The 14,451-nt window shown below is 71.5% G+C and carries 14 protein-coding genes; 6 read left to right on the forward strand and 8 right to left on the reverse strand.

Translation table 11 applies throughout. The features are described 5' to 3' along the window. Nucleotides 1-83: 83 nt before the first annotated feature. The 8 genes from ACERZO_RS41990 to ssd form a co-directional block, all read right to left on the reverse strand. Nucleotides 84-449, reverse strand: a complete 366-nt coding sequence (locus tag ACERZO_RS41990) for an Rv3654c family TadE-like protein (protein ID WP_372671559.1) — start codon at nucleotides 447-449, stop codon at nucleotides 84-86. Then, nucleotides 436-771 carry a TadE family type IV pilus minor pilin gene (locus tag ACERZO_RS41995; protein ID WP_372671760.1) on the reverse strand — a complete coding sequence of 112 codons (336 nt, stop codon included), beginning with the start codon at nucleotides 769-771 and terminating at the stop codon, nucleotides 436-438. Before ACERZO_RS41995 ends, ACERZO_RS41990 begins: the two co-directional genes overlap by 14 nt. Before the next feature lie 20 nt (nucleotides 772-791). Continuing rightward, nucleotides 792-956 (reverse strand): DUF4244 domain-containing protein, encoded by a 165-nt coding sequence (locus ACERZO_RS42000; protein ID WP_091389387.1) that lies wholly within the window; start codon nucleotides 954-956, stop codon nucleotides 792-794. Between the two features lie 28 nt (nucleotides 957-984). Continuing rightward, nucleotides 985-1,695, reverse strand: coding sequence for a type II secretion system F family protein (locus ACERZO_RS42005; RefSeq protein ID WP_372671560.1), 711 nt, complete (start codon nucleotides 1,693-1,695; stop codon nucleotides 985-987). 121 nt (nucleotides 1,696-1,816) lie between these two features. Then, nucleotides 1,817-2,584 carry a type II secretion system F family protein gene (locus ACERZO_RS42010; RefSeq protein ID WP_372671761.1) on the reverse strand — a complete coding sequence of 256 codons (768 nt, stop codon included), beginning with the start codon at nucleotides 2,582-2,584 and terminating at the stop codon, nucleotides 1,817-1,819. Further along, complete coding sequence (locus ACERZO_RS42015; RefSeq protein WP_372671561.1) at nucleotides 2,581-3,732, reverse strand: TadA family conjugal transfer-associated ATPase; 1,152 nt, start codon at nucleotides 3,730-3,732, stop codon at nucleotides 2,581-2,583. The genes ACERZO_RS42010 and ACERZO_RS42015 overlap by 4 nt, the downstream gene beginning before the upstream one ends. Continuing rightward, nucleotides 3,729-4,316, reverse strand: coding sequence for a hypothetical protein (locus ACERZO_RS42020; RefSeq protein WP_372671562.1), 588 nt, complete (start codon nucleotides 4,314-4,316; stop codon nucleotides 3,729-3,731). The genes ACERZO_RS42015 and ACERZO_RS42020 overlap by 4 nt, the downstream gene beginning before the upstream one ends. Next, nucleotides 4,313-5,386 carry a septum site-determining protein Ssd gene (gene ssd / locus ACERZO_RS42025; protein ID WP_372671563.1) on the reverse strand — a complete coding sequence of 358 codons (1,074 nt, stop codon included), beginning with the start codon at nucleotides 5,384-5,386 and terminating at the stop codon, nucleotides 4,313-4,315. The genes ACERZO_RS42020 and ssd overlap by 4 nt, the downstream gene beginning before the upstream one ends. Before the next feature lie 613 nt (nucleotides 5,387-5,999). Here ssd and ACERZO_RS42030 point away from each other — a divergent pair. From ACERZO_RS42030 to ACERZO_RS42055, 6 genes are all read left to right on the forward strand, one after another. After that, a complete protein-coding gene (locus ACERZO_RS42030; RefSeq protein WP_372671564.1) occupies nucleotides 6,000-6,830 on the forward strand; it encodes an HAD family hydrolase in 831 nt (276 codons plus the stop codon). Nucleotides 6,831-7,514: 684 nt separating this feature from the next. Next, nucleotides 7,515-9,254 carry a glycoside hydrolase family 3 protein gene (locus tag ACERZO_RS42035; protein ID WP_372671762.1) on the forward strand — a complete coding sequence of 580 codons (1,740 nt, stop codon included), beginning with the start codon at nucleotides 7,515-7,517 and terminating at the stop codon, nucleotides 9,252-9,254. Next, the gene (locus ACERZO_RS42040; protein ID WP_372671565.1) at nucleotides 9,251-10,510 is read left to right on the forward strand and encodes an exo-beta-N-acetylmuramidase NamZ family protein; all 1,260 of its coding nucleotides are present in this window, start codon (nucleotides 9,251-9,253) and stop codon (nucleotides 10,508-10,510) included. The genes ACERZO_RS42035 and ACERZO_RS42040 overlap by 4 nt, the downstream gene beginning before the upstream one ends. Nucleotides 10,511-10,556: 46 nt before the next feature. Next, entirely contained in the window at nucleotides 10,557-12,278 is a 1,722-nt protein-coding gene (locus ACERZO_RS42045; protein ID WP_372671763.1) for a serine hydrolase, read from the forward strand. 238 nt (nucleotides 12,279-12,516) lie between these two features. Beyond that, on the forward strand, nucleotides 12,517-13,491 hold the full coding sequence (locus ACERZO_RS42050; RefSeq protein WP_372671566.1) for a MurR/RpiR family transcriptional regulator: 975 nt from the start codon (nucleotides 12,517-12,519) through the stop codon (nucleotides 13,489-13,491). A gap of 23 nt (nucleotides 13,492-13,514) precedes the next feature. Continuing rightward, a complete protein-coding gene (locus ACERZO_RS42055; RefSeq protein ID WP_125308298.1) occupies nucleotides 13,515-14,444 on the forward strand; it encodes an N-acetylmuramic acid 6-phosphate etherase in 930 nt (309 codons plus the stop codon). Nucleotides 14,445-14,451 lie beyond the last annotated feature (7 nt).

A 14,451-nucleotide genomic window follows, 5' to 3' on the forward strand; every position in this document is an offset into this window, starting at 1 on the left:
GGCGGGGCCCCGCGTGAGCCGTGACCGAAAGCCAGTCACAACGGCCTGTTGGCGGACTGGCCCAGCTCTGGCCGGCGAGCCGGTCACGGTGGCCGGTCCGCGGGTCCGGCTCGGGCCCGGGCGGAGGGACCGGGCAGTCCGCCGAACGCCAGGCCTGGTGCCTGCACCTCGACGAACGCGTCCAGTTGCTGCCATCTGCAGGTCAGGAGCGTGACCGCCATCCGCTCCGCGATCCATCTGGCGCGCTCGCAAGCCCGGGTTGGGCCTTCCACTGCGTGCGAGGCGGCCGCGAGCGCGCCCAGGTCGGCGGCTGTCTCGGCACGGTGACGGGCGAGGACCGCCGTCGCCAGCCAGCAGCCGAGGACCGCCACTCCCGTCAGCGCTGCCACCGCCATTGCTGTCCAGATGGTGGCCACGCCGCTGTCCTGGTTTGGGTCAGCCTCCTTCATCAGTGGCCTCCGTTCCGGGTTCGGCGACCGCGTAGGCCGTCGCGTTCAGGTGGAGCGCGGGCAGCAGCCCGCCTGTCGGGTAAGCGGTCACCTCGACCTTTATCGCATCGCCGTCTCGGCGGATGGCGAGGTTGGCGCCCGGTGGGGCGATCTGGTGGACCGCCGACGCCGCCTCGTGTGGCTGGCCTCTGGCCACGAGCCGCGCGGCCTCGCGGGCTGCGTCTGTGCAGCGGATCTGGCTCGTCATGACCGTCAGGGCTGCGACCAGCAGGACCGTTGCTACCGTCAGGCCGGCCAGGCCGAGGGCGGCTTCGACCGTTATCGCTCCTTCGTCTCTTCGGCTCACGACGGCACCGTCAGGGCCTTCATGACCAGGTTCGTCAGCCACGAGACGACCGAGTCGCCGGTGAGCAGGGTGTAGAGGACGGCCGCGAAAGCCGCGACGGCGACCGTGACGATCGCGTACTCGACCGTGGTGGAACCGTCGTCGGACCGGGGCGCGCGCATGGGGTTTCCCTTCAGTACTTGTCGGTGGTCAGAAGAGCGGGCCGAGCCGTCCGGCCAGGCCGAGGACGACCGGCAGCACGCCCAGGCAGAAGAAGGCCGGCAGGAAACACAGGCCGACGGGCAGTGCCAGCGCCACTCCGGCTCGTTCCGCGCGTTCCTCGGCTTCGGTGGCGAGTTCGTCGCGGAACCGGCCGGCGAGGTCGGCGGCCGCCGTGGCGAACGCGGCGCCCGAACGGGACGTCCGGATCGCCGCCGCCGCCAGTTCGCCGAGGCCCGGGACGGTTTGGACCCAGGCCTCCTCCGCCGAGGAACCGAGGGCGAGCAGGCCGGCGGTCGAGCGGAGGGCCGCACTCGCGTCGGGCGAGGCGGTATCGGCCACCGCGTCGAGAGCCGAGGGGACCGGTAGCCCGGCGCGGAGGCAGGCCGCGAGGAGATCGAGTGTTCTGGCGAGCCGGAGCTTGGCGGCTATGTCGAGGGTCGGTGCGCGCGGCCGGCGGCTGCGGCGGACCGCCCACCACCCGGCGGCGGTCAGCAGGGCTCCTACGGCCACTCCGGGTAGGCCGCCGATCAGGACTGCGGTCGAGATGCCGCCGAGGGTGGTTGCGAGTTCGGGGATCGCTCGAGGCCGCTTGCGGGGTTTGGGGGTGGTGCCGGACAGCCAGGTGAATCGTCTTGCCGCGGCTTCGTTCGGCCAGATGAGGAGAGCAGCGCCGCAGAGAAGGAGAGCGGTTGCAGTCATCGGCTTCGCCTCCGGTCGTTCAGGGGACGTTGCGCGACGAGCGGGAGTGTCGCTCCCAGCAGGCACGGACATGACGCTCGCGGCCGCCCGAGCCGGGCGCGGGTGGTGTGTGAGGTCGCGGTCATCGGAGGTGCACCCGGCCCGTCAAGGCTCTGCACCAAGCTGTCCCTGCCCAGAGCAAGGTGCTGCCAGCCACCAGCAGCAGCTGGCCTGGCGTGCTCTGCGTCAGAACCTCCAGCGGGGATGCGCCCATCACCTGGCCGAGCGCTATGCACAGCATCGGGAGACCGGTGAGGACCGCTGCGCTTGCTCGGGGGCCTGTCAGCTTTGCCCGAGTTCTGCGCGCGAAGGTCAACGTTGCCTCCGCATCTCGGCGGGTGGCTTCCAGGACGTCCGCCATCGGGAGGCCGTGGCGCTTGGCCAGCGTCCACGCCGCGGCCAGTTCTGGGAGGGCCGGTGACTTCAGGTTGCCGTCCAGGCGGGCCGATGTTGCCAAGGACCGCAAGTCGCCTGCCAGCGGTGGGACCATCTCGGCTGCCGCCTCTGCCGCCGTTACCGGGTGGGCGCCGGAACGCAGCTCCGAGACCATGGTTCGCAATGCCGTTGCCGTGTGGGTTGCCAGCTCGATTTCCGCCGTCGTTCGGCGGTGGGCTTGGCGCTCCTGGTGCCATGCCAGCGTCAGGACGGCTGCGGCGATCGCGCCTCCCGCGCCCGCCAGTGCCCCTGCCGACGCGGTGGGTAGTAGCCAGCGGAGCAGCGCCCATACGTTGGGGACGCGGACCGTCGCCGGGGGCTCTACCGCGGCCTGGAGGCGGGTCGGTGCCGCGGGCCAGCAGGCCAGAGCCGCTCCCAAGCACAGCGGGAACCAAGGGGTGAGAAGCGCGCTCAGCACGCGATCGCTCCCGTCGTGGTGAAGAGGTGGCGGTCGATCGTCCAGCGGCCCGCTCGCCATACTGGAACGACTCGTGCTCGGCCGTGTTCTGCTCGGAGCACGCCCACTTCTGCGAGGCGTCGACGGCCGCCCGGGTCGCGTCTCATGTGGAGGACCACGCGGATCGCCGCGACGAGCTGGCTGTGGACGGCGTCGCGGCCCAGGCCGCCCAGTGCCGCCAGCGCCTCCATGCGGGCCGGGACCTCGGCCGGTGAATTCGCGTGGACCGTGCACGCGCCTCCGTCGTGGCCCGTGTTCATCGCCGCGAGCAACGCGCCCACCTCGGCGCCGCGGACCTCGCCGACCACCAGGCGGTCGGGCCGCATGCGCAGCGCCTGGCGGACCAGCTCCGGCAGGCCCACCGCGCCAGCACCCTCCACATTGGCCGGGCGGGCGACGAGGCTGACGAACTGCGGGTGCGCCGGGTGCAGCTCGCCGGCGTCCTCGACGCACACGATTCGCTCGGCCGGCTCCACCGCGCCGAGCAGCGCGGCCAGGAGCGTCGTCTTGCCCGCGCCCGTGCCGCCGGTGACGAGGAACGCCATCCGCCGGGAGACGACCGTCCGCAGCACCTTCGCGCCGTTCTCGTCGAACGCGCCGAGCTCCTGCAGCTTCGCGAGGTCGTGCGTCGCCGGGCGCAGGACGCGCAGCGACAGGCACGTGCCGTTCGCCGCGACCGGCGGGAGTACTGCGTGCACGCGGATGCGGCCGTGGGGGCCGGCGCCGGGGAGCCAGCCGTCCACAAAGGGCTGTGCGTCGTCGAGCCGGCGCCCGGCCGCGAGCGCCAGACGCTGGGCCAGCCGGCGGACGGCTTCCTCGTCCTGGAAACGGATTTCGGTGCGGGTCAGGCCTTCCGCGCCGTCCGTCCAGACCTCGGCCGGGCCGGTGACGAGCACGTCGGTCGTCGCCGGGTTCTCCAGGAGCGGGGCCAAGGGGCCGGCGCCGATGAACTCGGCGCTGGCCCGGCGGGCCGCGTCGAGCACCGCGTCGTGGCCGAGGGCTCCGCCGGCCTCGGCCCGGACGGCCGTCGCGACCGCGACCGGATCGGCTTGGCGGCGGTCGCCGGCGAGGCGGTTGCGGACGCGGTCGACGAAGTCGGTGGTCACGGGCGCACCGCCGGGGGCTGGGTGGTGCCGGGGTGGGCTGTCACGCGGGTGCCCGCCAGCGCGGTCAGGAAGGTCTCCGCGCTCACCGGGCCGCGGCCGGCGAGGGCCAGGACCGTGGGCAGCAGGAGCTCGGCCACCTTGATCGGCGGGGCCGATGAGGGCGGCGAGGGCGGTGAGGCCGGCTGGACTGACGAGGGCGGCTGGCCCGGCGGCTGGGCCGACCACGGCACCAAGGACGACGCGGCCACCGAGACCGGCGACGGCTGAACCGACGAGGGCAGCTGGACCAGCGGTGCCAGCGAGGCCGCCGGCGCCGACGAGGGCGACGGGACCGGCGACGACGGCGAGACCGACGCCGGCGGCTGGGCCACCGAGACCGACGACGGCTGAACCGACGAGGGCAGCTGGACCAGCGGTGCCAGCGAGGCCGCCGGCGCCGGCGAGGGCGACGGGACCGACGCCGGCGGCTGGGCCAGCGGAGCCGACGACGGCAGCAAGGGCGACGCGGCCACCGAGACCGACGACAGCTGGACCGACGAGGACGGCTGGACCAGCGGGGCCGGCGAGTGGATGCGGGGGCTCATCGGGCCGCCGCCCGGGCTTCGCGGCGTGCTACCGACAGGACCGTCGCTGCCGCCCCCGCCAGCGGGCCTGCCGGCTTTGCCGGGAACTCGCCGCGCTCGATTGCCGTTGCCAGGCCTCGCTCCGGCTCCATCGTCGCCAGCAGTGGCGGGCCGAGGAGGCCGGCCGTCTGGGCTGCCGCGATGCCGGACCGGGACCGTCTACACGCGACCACGCCGAGGCGGGCCGTCAACGCCGACAGCGGTCGCAGCACCTGTTTCGCCGCCATGCACGCGCGGAACTCCACCGGTGCCATCAGGACTACGAGGTCGGCCACCGCGACCGCCTCGGCCGCCGCGTCGGTCAGCGTGCGCGGGAGGTCGCAGACCACCGTGCGGCCCGAGCGGCGGCCGGCCGCGAGGACCGCCGACAGGGATTCGACCGCCGGGCCTTCGCCCTCCCGGCCGCACGCCAGCACCGGCAGGCTGCCGCCGCGATGTCTTCGCTGCGGGAGCGCCGCCGCCAGCGCCGGTACCGAGACGCGGCCGCTCAGCCGGACCTCCGACCAGCGCGGTCCCGGCGTCTTTTCCAGTCCCAGCAACAGGTCCAGGCCGCCGCCGAGGGGATCGCAGTCGACCAGCAGGGCGCCACCCGGTTCCCGGTCGGCCGCCAGCGCCAGCGCCGCGGCGAAGACGGACGCGCCCGCGCCGCCCCGGCCGCCGACCACGCCGAGCACCAGGCCGGCTTCCTCCGCCGGGGTCTCGACGACGTCGGCGAAAGCGCCCGCGAGTTCGGTCTCCTCGTCCGGCAACGAGATCACGCGCTCGACGCCGCCGCGGAACGCGCTCTCCCACGTCCGCGGCCCCGGGTTGCCCTTGCAGACCAGCAGGATCCCACCTCGCCGAGGCAGCACAGGTGGTAACCGTGCGGCTTCTTCGTCGAGGACCACCAGTGGCGCGCGGGCCCAGTGGCCGCGGGCCGCCGTCAGGTCCGGTGCCCGGTCGAGCTCGCAGCCCGCGACCGCGGCCACGCGCAGGATTTCGTCGAGCACGGTTTCGTCCGCGGCGACCACGAGCGGTCGTTCCCCCGTCATGCGTTCCTCCCCCGTCGTCGGTGGGGGCCGTGGGTGGCCCGGGTTCCACCGTCGCGGGGGGCGGTGCGGGGGCGCAACGGGGCGGACGGGCGGCTGTGGACAACCGGGGTGTTGTGGACAACTGCCGCCCGGGACGCGGCTCGCGAGCCGGTTTCGTCGGTGGGGTGTGGCAAGATCGCGCCCGCCCGCGACGCACATGCGGCGGGAAAGCCGGACGAATATCCGCATTCGACGAATTCGACCAAATCCGAGAATGGCCGAGAGGGCCTGGGTAAACGGAATCGAGAAAGGTTAGACGAAGGCAAAAAGACCTGCGCCGAAGGCGCAGGCCGAAAGGTAAGAGGAGAGTTAAGAGGGCGGCCCCCGCCAGGGGGGAGGGACGGGGGCCGCCGTGGGTTCAGCCCCGGGGGGTCGGACTGAACCGGCCCGGTTGGACACCGGGCTCCATCACTGTAACTCCGCCGGTGGCCGGTTCGCGCGCCGGGCGAGGCACACAGTTCGGTAACGGCACAGCGCGCCGGAAGTGCCTGACTGTCATGGATTTTCCGCCCGCCGCGCCGCGCGGGTGGCGGATCGACGGGACGCGCCGCGATCAAGCTCCTATCCTGGGCAAGTGGCCGAACCGAGCAGCGCCCCGTCGCGCATCCGGAAGCCGGGCCCGGAGCACGCGGTGGCCGCGTTCTTCGACCTGGACAAGACGATCATCGCCTCGTCGAGCGCGCTGGCGTTCAGCAAACCGTTGCTGAAAGAAGGATTGATCAACCGTCGCGCCGCGTTGCGAAGCGCCTACGCGCAGCTGGTGTTTTCTCTCGCCGGCGCCGACGAAAACAAGACCGAGCGGCTGCGGGCCGAGGTTTCCGCGTTGTGCGCGGGCTGGGACGTCGCCCAGGTTTCGGCGATCGTCCGCGAAACCCTGCACGACGTCGTCGACCCGCTCGTGTACGCGGAGGCGGCGGAGCTGATCGCGCGCCACCGCGAGGACGGGCACGACGTCATCGTGCTGTCGGCGACCGGCGAAGAGGTCGTCGCGCCGGTGGCGGAGATGCTCGGCGCGACCCGCAGCGTCGCGACGCGGATGCAGATCGTCGACGGCCGCTACTCCGGCGAAGTCGACTTCTACTGCTACGGCGCCAACAAAGCCGTCGCCGCGAAGCAGCTCGCCGCAACCCACGGCTACGACCTCGCCGAGTGCTTCGCTTACACCGATTCGAGCACCGACATCCCGCTGCTCGAAGTCGTCGGGCACCCGCACGCGGTCAACCCGGACAAGCTCCTGCGGCGGGAGGCCCTCGAGCGCGGGTGGCCGATCCTGGCGTTCGACCGGCCGATGTCGCTGCGCAGCCGGCTCCCGGCCCGATCGGCGGGGATGGTCGCGCTCGGCGTCGGCGCGGTGGCGGCCGGGGCGACCTGGTACGGCCTCAACCGTCGCCGTCGGTCCCGATAGCCGATCAGCCGCCACCCACACGGCCGCAGGGCTTCCGGTTTGCTTGGCCCAGCCTCGAATTGTCCGTCGCGCAGGGTGCCGGTGTCACCCGATCCAGCCTCTGTACCGGTGCACCCATCCGCGCACTTGAAGTGACCGGGCTCACGGCGTAGAAAGTAGGTGCGGACGTTCGGTCGGCCAGGGAGCAGGTAGAAGAGAAGCCTGTTCCACCCCGGCAAACCTCCGTGCGCGGACTCCGGGTACCCACGCGCAGCGCGCCGCGGGAGGCTCGTCGTCTAGGGACTGCGTAGTGGGACGCCACACGCCGAGTCCATGTAGGTACGACCAGAGTTGCACGCTTGGTCGCCCGAGAAGTTCGCGCTTGCAGGCGGCGCCCGTTGGCCCTAGGCCACGGGCCCCGCCTCGTCTATGTGGAAAGCCGGGTACAGCCCAGACGCCGAGGTGGTCCGCCGTCCGTTCGGCCGCCGCACATGTTGCGAACGGCGACTTTCCTACCGATCCGGGTACGACTGGACCGTTCGCGCGGTCGGTCGATGGACATCGACGGATTCGGTGAGTAGCTTCCCGATACTGGCGCCTCCGAGTGGACTTCTCACGTCCGCCGGGCGCCCGCAACTTTCTGGGAGGCTGGTCGTGACGACCCGAAATCGGAGGTTCCATGCGCTCGCCCTGCCCGTCGCGGGGGTGCTCGCCCTCACCGGTGTGGGTGTCGCGACCGCGGCGAGCGCACCGCGGGTGAGCGCCGACGCGCAGGCGGAAGCCGCGGCGTCGCAGGTGCTGCGGGGGCTGACGCTCGAGCAAAAGGTCGGGCAGCTGTTCGTCACGTGGGTGAACGGCAAGTCGGCCGACGAGGTGAACCCGAAGAACCAGACCGACTTCGGGGTCGACACCCCGGCGCAGGTCGTCCGGAAGTACCACCTCGGCGGCGTCATCTACTTCAACAACGACTCGCGCGACAACTTCGACGACCCCGTCCAGGTCGCGAAGCTGTCCAACGGGCTCCAGAAGGCCGCCATCACCAGCGGGGCGCACATCCCGCTGCAGGTCGCCGCCGACCAGGAGGGTGGCACCGTCACCCGGATGGGCGCGCCGGCCACCGAGTTCCCGAACGCCATGGCCATCTCCGCCGGGCGGGACACCGGCCGCGCGACGAAGGCCGCGACCATCCTCGGCCAGGAGCTGCGGGCCGTCGGCATCAACCAGGACTTCGCGCCCGACTCCGACGTCAACTCCAACCCGGTGAACCCGGTCATCGGCGTCCGGTCCTTCGCCGGGCAGCCCGGCCTGGCCGGCGACTTCGTCACCGCCGAGGTCGGCGGCTTCCAGAAGTCCGTGGCCGCGACCGCGAAGCACTTCCCAGGCCACGGCGCCGCGCCGACCGACAGCCACACCGGCCTGCCGCGGATCGACAGCACCGAGGACCAGTGGCGGGCCACCGACGTGCCGCCGTTCAAGGCCGCCATCAAGGCCGGCGTCGACTCGATCATGACCGCGCACATCCAGTTCCCCAGCCTCGACCCGTCGCTGGAGCCGGCGACGCTGTCGAAGCCGATCGTGACCGGCAAGCTGCGCAACGAACTGCACTACAACGGCGTCGTCATCACCGACTCCCTCGAGATGCAGGGCGTGCGCGAGCTGCACACCGACGCCGAGATCCCGGTCCTCGCGCTCAAGGCCGGTGTCGACCAGCTGCTCATGCCGGTGCACCTCGACGTCGCCATCAACTCGGTGCTCAACGCGGTCAGGACCGGTGACATCCCGATCCAGCGGATCGACCAGAGCGTGCTGCGCGTGCTGAAGCTGAAGTTCAAGAGCGGCATGCTGTTCGCGCCGTTCGTCGACCCGAACCGGGTGATGAAGACCGTCGGCACGCCGGCGAACCTCGCCACCGCGCAGGACATCGCCGACCGCGGCATCACGGCCGTCGCCAACGACGCCGGCCTGCTGCCGCTGAAGCAGAAGCCCGCCACGGCCCTCGTCACCGGCTGGGGCGCCACCACGACGGCGACGCTCGCGCAGAAGCTGACCGCCCACGGCACGGCCGCGACGGCGTACCAGACCGGTCAGGCCCCGACGGACGCCCAGATCGCCCAGTCGGTCGCCAACGCCAAGAACGCCGACCTGGTCGTCGTGCTGACGAACAACATCGGCGGCTTCCCCCTGCAGACCAAGCTGCTGAACGCGCTGCAGGCCACCGGCAAGCCGGTCGTCGCGGTCGCCGCGCAGATCCCGTACGACGCCGGCTACCCGAGCGCTGTCCAGACCTGGCTGGCGACCTACGGCTACATCGGGCCGACGCTCGAAGCCCTGGCCAAGGTGATCCTCGGCGAGACGAAGCCGGTCGGGAAGCTGCCGGTCGACATCCCGGCGGGCGCCGACGTGCACACCGTCAAGTACCCCTTCGGCCACGGGCTGACCTGGTGAACCTGAACCGGCGCCACTTCCTCGGCGCGGGCGCGCTCGCGGTCCCGGCTCTCGCGGGCGGCTCGGCGGTGGCGGGAGCCGAACCCGATAACCGGGCCGGACGCGTCCTCACCGGCGCGGAGCAGCTGGCCGCGCAGGGCTGGCGGTCGTTGCAGGGCCGCAAGCTGGGCGTCCTGTCGAACCCGACGGGCGTCCTGCTGAACGGCGACCACATCGTCGACTCGATGGTCGCGGCCGGCGTCAAGCCGGTCGCGGCCTTCGGGCCCGAGCACGGCTTCCGCGGCAGCGCGCAGGCCGGCGGCTCCGAAGGCGACTACACCGACCCGCGCACGGGCGTCCCGGTGTACGACGCGTACGGCGTCGACGCGACGAAGCTCGCGACGCTGTTCACCAAGGCGGGTGTCGACACGGTCGTGTTCGACATCGCCGACGTCGGCGCGCGCTTCTACACCTACATCTGGTCGCTCTACACCGCGATGGTCGCCGCCGCGCAGGTCAAAGCGGCGTTCGTCGTGCTCGACCGGCCCAACCCGATCGGCGGCCGGGCGGCGGGCCCGCTGCTCGACCCGAAGTTCGCGTCCGGGATCGGGCGGAAGCCGATCGTCCAGCAGCACGGCATGACCGTCGGCGAACTCGCCCGCTTCTTCGCCGCGGAGTTCCTGCCTGGCGAGGGCGTCCAGCTCGAGCACCTCGACGTCGTCGGAGTCCGCGGCTGGCAGCGCGACACGCTCTTCGCGCAGACCGGCCTGAACTGGGTGCTGCCGAGCCCGAACATGCCGACACCCGACACGGCGCTCGTCTACCCCGGCACCGGCATGTTCGAGGGCACGGTGTTCTCCGAAGGCCGCGGCACGACCAGGCCGTTCGAGATCATCGGCGCACCCGGGCTCGACTGGCGCTGGCGCGAAAAGCTCGAAGACCTGCGGCTGCCCGGGGCGACGTTCCGCGAGATCTACTTCGTGCCGACGTTCAGCAAGTTCGTCAACCAGACCTGCGGCGGCGTGCAGGTCGGCGTCGCCGACCCGCGGTCCTTCGACGCCATCCGCACCGCGGTCGCCATGCTCGTGACGGCGAAGGCGCTGCACCCGGACGTCTTCGCCTGGCGCCCGGACAACTACATCGACAAGCTCTCCGGGTCCGACCGGCTGCGGACCATGGTCGACGCCGGCGCGGGCGTCGACGAGGTCACCGGGGCCTGGCGGGCCGAGCTCGCCGAGTTCGACCGGAAACGTCGTCGCCACCTGCTCTACCGCTGAGGGGGAACTCGTGCGTGCTAGGAAGGTCATCGCCGCGGCCACCGGAGTGCTGGTCGCGCTGACCACACTCACTTCGGGAGCCAGCGCCATCGGACGTCACGACGACGACGCGGGCCGCTTCGACCGGCCGCAGCACGGTTTCGCCGCGCCGTGGACGACCCTGCGCGACGGACGGCCGCAGGAGGTCAACCTCGACCCGGCGCCGCTCAAGGCCGCCGAGGACTTCCTGGCGAGCTGGACGAAACCGGACGCCACCGGGCACCCGCACTTCTCCGGCGCGGTCGGCCTGCTGGCCCACCAAGGTGTGGTCGTCGACCGCTACGCCGTCGGCGGCGCGCTGCGCTACGCCGACGCCGCGGGCACCGAACTGCCCGCCGACCAGCAGGTGCCCATGCGCAACGACACCATCTTCGACATGGCGTCGATCTCGAAGCTGTTCACCTCGATCGCCGTGTTGCAGCTGGTCGAACGCGGGCAGCTGACCATCGACACGCCCGTGTCGAAGTTCTTCCCGGAGTTCGCGACCGGCGACAAGGCCGCCATCACGGTCAAGATGCTGCTCACGCACGTCTCCGGGTTCGACGCCGACCCGATCCCGTCGCTGTGGGCCGGCTATCCGGACATCCCGTCGCGCCGGCAGGCCGTGCTCGACAGCCCGCTGAAGAACAAGCCGGGCACGACCTACCTGTACTCCGACATCAACCTGCTCACCCTCGGGTTCATCGTCGAGAAGCTGACCGGGCAGAGCCTCGACAAGGTCGTCCACGACCGGATCACCGCGCCGCTCGGCATGGTCGACACCGGCTACAACCCGCCCGCGTCGAAGCTGAACCGGATCGCCGCGACGGAGTACGAGGCCAACCCGCCGCGCGGGATGGTCCGCGGCAGCGTGCACGACGAGAACGCGTGGTCGCTGGGCGGCGTCGCCGGGCACGCGGGCGTCTTCAGCACCGCGAACGACATGGCCGTCCTCGCCCAGACGATCCTCAACGGCGGCACCTACCGCGGGCACCGGATCCTCGGCGGCGACACCGTGCGGCAGATGCTGACGAACTACAACCAGCAGTTCCCGGACGACTCCCACGGCCTCGGCTTCGAGCTCGACCAGCCCTGGTACATGGGCGCGCTGGCGTCGCCGGTCACCGCCGGGCACACCGGCTTCACCGGGACGACGCTGGTCATCGACCCCGAGTCGCGCTCCTTCGCCATCCTGCTCACCAACCGCGTGCACCCGACCCGCAACTGGGGCTCGATCAACACCGCGCGCCAGGTCTGGGCGACGTCGCTGGCCAGGGCGATGGCCGTCGAGCCCCAAGCCGGGAAGGACGCTTGGACGAGCACGCTGGGTAATGCGAGCGCCGCCACGCTGAGTACCGGCCCGTTTACTACGCAAAGTGATCAAGCACGCGTGTCCTTTTACGCCTTCGTGGACACCGAGGGAAGCACTGATCCACTTCAGCTGCAGGCGTCCACCGACGGGGTGAACTGGCAACCGATCGCGCTATCGGTTTCCGGTCCGGGCGCACCCTCCGGAGATGTGACGTCGCTCTCCGGACACGGGCACCGTGCCTGGTGGCGGGCCGCGGGCACGCTGCCGCGCGGCACGGCGGTGAGCCTGCGCTGGCGTTACAGCACCGACCCGAGTTACACGGGCCGCGGTGTTTCGGTCGACGGTGTGAAAGTCACCGAGAGCGGCCGATCACTCCTCGACGGTGAACGAAACCCCGCCGCGTTCGTCGCGGAGGGTTGGCACTTGAGCTCTAGGTGACAGCGCTGTCGCTGACCGTCGAACATCCGGCCGAATTTACCGTCCGCTTGCCGCTTGCACCGCGACACTAAGTTGCCAAGTCGTTAGCTTGACCTCGTTAACAAGACCGACCTGGTTGGCGACTTTCTGGTCAGTGATTAATCGCAAATCCAGATCCGCAGACACGGACGGGTTGCGATCCGACCGAAGGGTGTGGGTAGCCTTGTCGCAGATGCCAACGGTTAGTAACTTTCCGACGGTGAGTGATACCGAATCCGTAATCAGCGCGGCACCGTCCGAAGCCGTCGCGGTCCAGCCGACCGTGCGCGACGCGGACGCCAGCCCGCTGGTCCGGATCCGGTCCCTGCTCCCCGGCCTGGCCCGCGCCGAGCAGCGCGTGGCGAAGGTGGTGCTGGAAGATCCCGCCTCGGTGGCGAGACGCAGCATCACCGAGGTGGCCCTGGCCGCCAACACGAGCGAGACGACGGTGACGCGGTTCTGCAAGGCCGTCGGCGTCGGCGGGTACCCGCAGCTGCGCATCGCGCTGGCCGCGGACACCGCCCGCACCGAGGCGCGCACCACGCGCAACCTCGGCGGCGAGATCGGCCCGGAGGACGACCTGGCCGCCGTCATCGGCAAGGTCAGCTTCGCCGACGCGCGCGCCGTCGAAGAGACCGCCGACCAGCTCGACGTCGCCACGCTCGAGCGCGTGATCGAGGTCGTCGCCGGCGCCGGCCGCGTGGACGTCTACGGCGTGGGCGCCAGCGCGTTCGTCGCCGCGGACCTGCAGCAGAAGCTGCACCGCATCGGCCGCGTCTGCTTCTCGTGGTCGGACACGCACATCATGCTCACCTCGGCCGCGGTGCTGAGCCCCGGTGACGTCGCGATCGGCGTCTCGCACACCGGCGCGACCACCGACACCGTCGAGGCGCTGCGGGTGGCCCGGGAGCACGGCGCGATCACCATCGCCGTGACGAACTTCCCGCGGTCTCCGATCACCGAGGTCGCCGACTACGTTTTGACGACCGCGGCGCGGGAAACCACCTTCCGTTCGGGGGCCACGGCGAGCCGCATCGCCCAGCTCACCGTCATCGACTGCCTGTTCATCGGCGTCGCGCAGCGGCACATGGACGCGTCGGTCAGCGCCCTGGACGCGACCAGGGACGCGGTCGGCTCGCACCGCTTGGGGGTCAGGCCGGACGGTCGTCGCCGTCCGCGGGAAACCGGCAAGTAATGACCGGAGAAAATGTGAGGCGCATGATGACCGTCCCCACCCAGGCGGTGCACGTCGATTCGCCGACCGAAACCCGCAATCCCCGCACCACGGACATCGACCTGATGTCCACCGCGGGGATCCTGGGCGCCATCAACGCCGAGGACCGCACGGTCGCCGGCGCCGTGGCCGCGGTGCTGCCCCAGGTGGCGCGCGCGGTGGACTACGCGGTCGACGCCCTGCGAGCCGGCGGCCGGGTGCACTACGTCGGCGCCGGGACGTCCGGGCGCCTGGCGACGCTGGACGCGGCCGAGCTGGTGCCGACGTTCAACGTGCCGGCGGACTGGTTCATCGCGCATCACGCCGGCGGCGAGAAGGCCTTGCGCAGCGCCGTCGAAAACGCGGAGGACGACGACGGGGCCGGCGCGGCCGAGATGGCCGCCATGGTCCAGCCGGGCGACTTCGTGCTGGGGCTGACGGCGTCGGGCAGGACGCCGTACGTGCTGGGTGCGCTGGCCGCGGCGTCGCGCCAGGGTGCCCGCACCGGGCTGGTCTCGGGCAACCCGAAGGCCGCCAAGCCCGCCGGCGTCGACGTGCTCATCGCCGTCGACACCGGTCCGGAGGCGATCGCCGGCTCGACCCGGATGAAGGCGGGCACGGCGCAGAAGATGATCCTCACGTCGTTCTCCACGGCGACGATGATCAAGCTGGGCCGGACCTACTCCAACCTGATGGTCAGCATGCGGGCGACGAACGCGAAGCTGCGCGGCCGGACCATCCGGATCCTGCAGGAAGCCACCGGCATGACGATGGCGGACTGCTCGGACGCGCTCACCGAGGCCGGGGGCGACCTCAAGGTGGCGCTGGTGCACTTGCTGTCCGGCGAGGACGTCAAGAGCGCCGCGAAGGCGTTGCACGCGTCCGGTGGGCACGTGCGGAAGGCACTTGATCTGGTGCGCGTGCGCGCCAGCTGAGACTCAT

Source organism: Amycolatopsis kentuckyensis (assembly GCF_041679295.1).
GTDB classification, from domain to species: domain Bacteria; phylum Actinomycetota; class Actinomycetes; order Mycobacteriales; family Pseudonocardiaceae; genus Amycolatopsis; species Amycolatopsis kentuckyensis_A.

What these genes read in the sequence shown, in the direction of transcription:
- ACERZO_RS41990 (WP_372671559.1), bottom strand. Translation starts at nt 449, where the DNA reads ATGAAGGAGGCTGACCCAAACCAGGACAGCGGCGTGGCCACCATCTGG.
- ACERZO_RS42000 (WP_091389387.1), bottom strand. Translation starts at nt 956, where the DNA reads ATGCGCGCGCCCCGGTCCGACGACGGTTCCACCACGGTCGAGTACGCG.
- ACERZO_RS42005 (WP_372671560.1), bottom strand. Translation starts at nt 1,695, where the DNA reads ATGACTGCAACCGCTCTCCTTCTCTGCGGCGCTGCTCTCCTCATCTGG.
- ACERZO_RS42020 (WP_372671562.1), bottom strand. Translation starts at nt 4,316, where the DNA reads ATGAGCCCCCGCATCCACTCGCCGGCCCCGCTGGTCCAGCCGTCCTCG.
- ssd (WP_372671563.1), bottom strand. Translation starts at nt 5,386, where the DNA reads ATGACGGGGGAACGACCGCTCGTGGTCGCCGCGGACGAAACCGTGCTC.
- ACERZO_RS42055 (WP_125308298.1), top strand. Translation starts at nt 13,515, where the DNA reads ATGATGACCGTCCCCACCCAGGCGGTGCACGTCGATTCGCCGACCGAA.